The organism is Ruegeria sp. BF6 (assembly GCF_056538665.1).
Window position 1 is genome coordinate 1 of the sequence record NZ_JBQFTN010000042.1, and the last position, 2375, is coordinate 2375.

At 58.4% G+C, this 2375-nt stretch carries 2 protein-coding genes; both read left to right on the plus strand.

What is annotated here, in order from left to right:
- The first annotated feature begins 106 nt into the window (after positions 1 to 106).
- Positions 107 to 1084 (plus strand): HpcH/HpaI aldolase/citrate lyase family protein, encoded by a 978-nt coding sequence (locus ACR0IM_RS24440; protein WP_480683481.1) that lies wholly within the window; start codon positions 107 to 109, stop codon positions 1082 to 1084.
- A gap of 377 nt (positions 1085 to 1461) precedes the next feature.
- Positions 1462 to 1611, plus strand: a complete 150-nt coding sequence (locus ACR0IM_RS24445) for a DUF4147 domain-containing protein (protein ID WP_480597364.1) — start codon at positions 1462 to 1464, stop codon at positions 1609 to 1611.
- Positions 1612 to 2375 lie beyond the last annotated feature (764 nt).

Here is a 2375-nt window from a genome sequence, read left to right on the forward strand (position 1 = left end):
GCGAAGACGGAAACGGTGCCGTCGAAGCCAAGGTCAAAGCCGAGGTCGCAGACCTCTGCGCCAAATTCCCGATCTATCCTAACCTGTAAGTTGAAGGACCCGAACCATGAGCTTTCATTCCATTGAACAAGCCCCTGCCCGCTTGAACCGCAGCGAGCTAGCCGTTCCCGGCAGCCAGCCCGGTATGTTCGAAAAGGCAGCGCAGTCGAATGTGGATGTCATCTTCCTTGATCTGGAAGACGCAGTTGCGCCAGACGAAAAGGAACAGGCGCGCAGAAACATCATCGAGGCGCTGAACGATATCGACTGGGGCAACAAGACCATGTCGGTTCGGATCAACGGTCTGGACACCCACTATATGTACCGCGACGTGGTGGATGTGGTCGAACAGGCTGGTGAGCGGTTGGACCTGATCATGATCCCCAAGGTTGGCACCGCCGCCGACGTCTATGCCGTCGATATGCTGGTCACCCAGATTGAGGACGCCAAGGGTTTCAAGAAACGCATCGGGTTCGAGCACATCATCGAAACCGCGCTGGGGATGCAGAATGTCAGCGAGATCGCGGCGGCTTCGAAGCGCAACGAAAGCCTCCATTTTGGTGTTGCCGACTATGCCGCTTCGACCCGCGCTCGGACCACGATCATCGGTGGCGTGAACCCCGATTACTCGATTCTGACTGACGCAGACGCGGATGGCGGACGCATGACCCACTGGGGCGACATGTGGCATTACGCGCTAGCGCGCATGGTGGTTGCCGCCCGTGCCAACGGCCTGCGCCCGATTGACGGGCCGTTCGGCGATTTCCAAGACCCGGACGGCTATCGTGCCGCGGCCAAACGTGCGGCGGTTCTGGGGTGCGAAGGCAAATGGGCGATCCACCCCAGCCAGATCGCGCTGGCGAACGAAGTCATGTCACCCGGCGACGCCGAAGTCACCAAGGCGCAGCGTATTCTCGAAGCGATGGCCGAAGCCGAAGCGGCAGGTAAAGGAGCCGTATCTCTGGATGGTCGTCTGATCGATTATGCCTCACTCCGTCAGGCAGAAGTCATGGTCGAAAAAGCCCGGCAAATCGCTGCAGCTTGATCGCAATACGACTGTGCAATCGTCAAAATCGTTTTGCGTTAGTGCCGCCGCCATTTTTACCAAGGCGGCCACGGCGGCAGATTCGGCCGTCTCTCTGCGAGGACGATTGCAATCAACCCCTTTGGCTTTGCCAAAGCAAAGTGGGCGCAGAATTCTGGTCGCTATAAGGAAAGCTGCCCCCGCGACAATGTCCAAGGCATTGAAACACGTTCAGGGCGATCACGTCGCCCTGGCCGAGACACATGCCGAAAACCAGTCTGACGTTCCCGGAGCCACGGTATAGATCAGCGCACACCCCGTCCCGGAGTAACGAGGCCTGAAAGCCGAGCGGCAGATCATCGTTCTGCTCAGCACCGCACGTGAGCAGGATCAGATCGTTGCGCTATTCTCTGGCGGGGCTGTCGGGCTTGGCTCCCGCGCTGGTTGAAGGACTGACCCTGCCGGACAAAACCACGGTCAACGAGGTTTTGCAGTCTTCCGGGTTGGGTATCATGCGGATGAACCTTGTGCGTCGGCACCTAAGCTGACTTAAAGGCGGTGGTTTTTTTGCAGCACGGATCGCCTGCCCCCGTCTCGGCCTATATCCTATAAGATGTCATCGGTGATGACCTTCGCACCGTCACCGGCGGACTGACTGCCTTACCAATCGGAAGTCACGCCGACGCCCGCAGGGCCTGTATCGAAGCTGGCATCTGGCATCGGTTGCCGGATTCCAACCGCACGCATCCGGAATAGCGCATCCCTGAACAGACTAAGACGACTGGGCGACCAATCATCTAATTGGCTCGAACACGATAAGCCTTTAGGTCGCACATAGCTGTGCGGCCAAGACTTACCAGGCTGAAATTGGATCCGACGCGTTGATCGGTGACGTGTCGGACGCGGAGGAACAGATTGTGCAAGCTGCGCTATCTGAGACGCCTGACCGACCGGTCGCTCTGTTGTTTGGCAGTGAAACAACTTTACGTCTGAAGGGCACAAGCCGCAGAGGACGCAATCGGGAATTGGCGCCGCGCGCGGCCCAACTGGCGCAAGAACGCCCAATTCCTGGAATTGGGTTTTTCTCAGCGCCAACACGGATGGCCGCGATTGTCCACCCCTGCAGCTGGCGCGATTGTGGATTCAGAAACCTGCGGCCGAATCCGCGCGTCTGGAAAAGACTTTGTCGCCTTTCTGGACACCGCCACAACAACCGACGAGCGAAGAATTGCCTTGGTTCCGGCTTACCATAGCTCGGGTTGGTGATGTGCAGGGGAAATCCGTGGTGATTTCCCGGACCGGTTATTCCGGT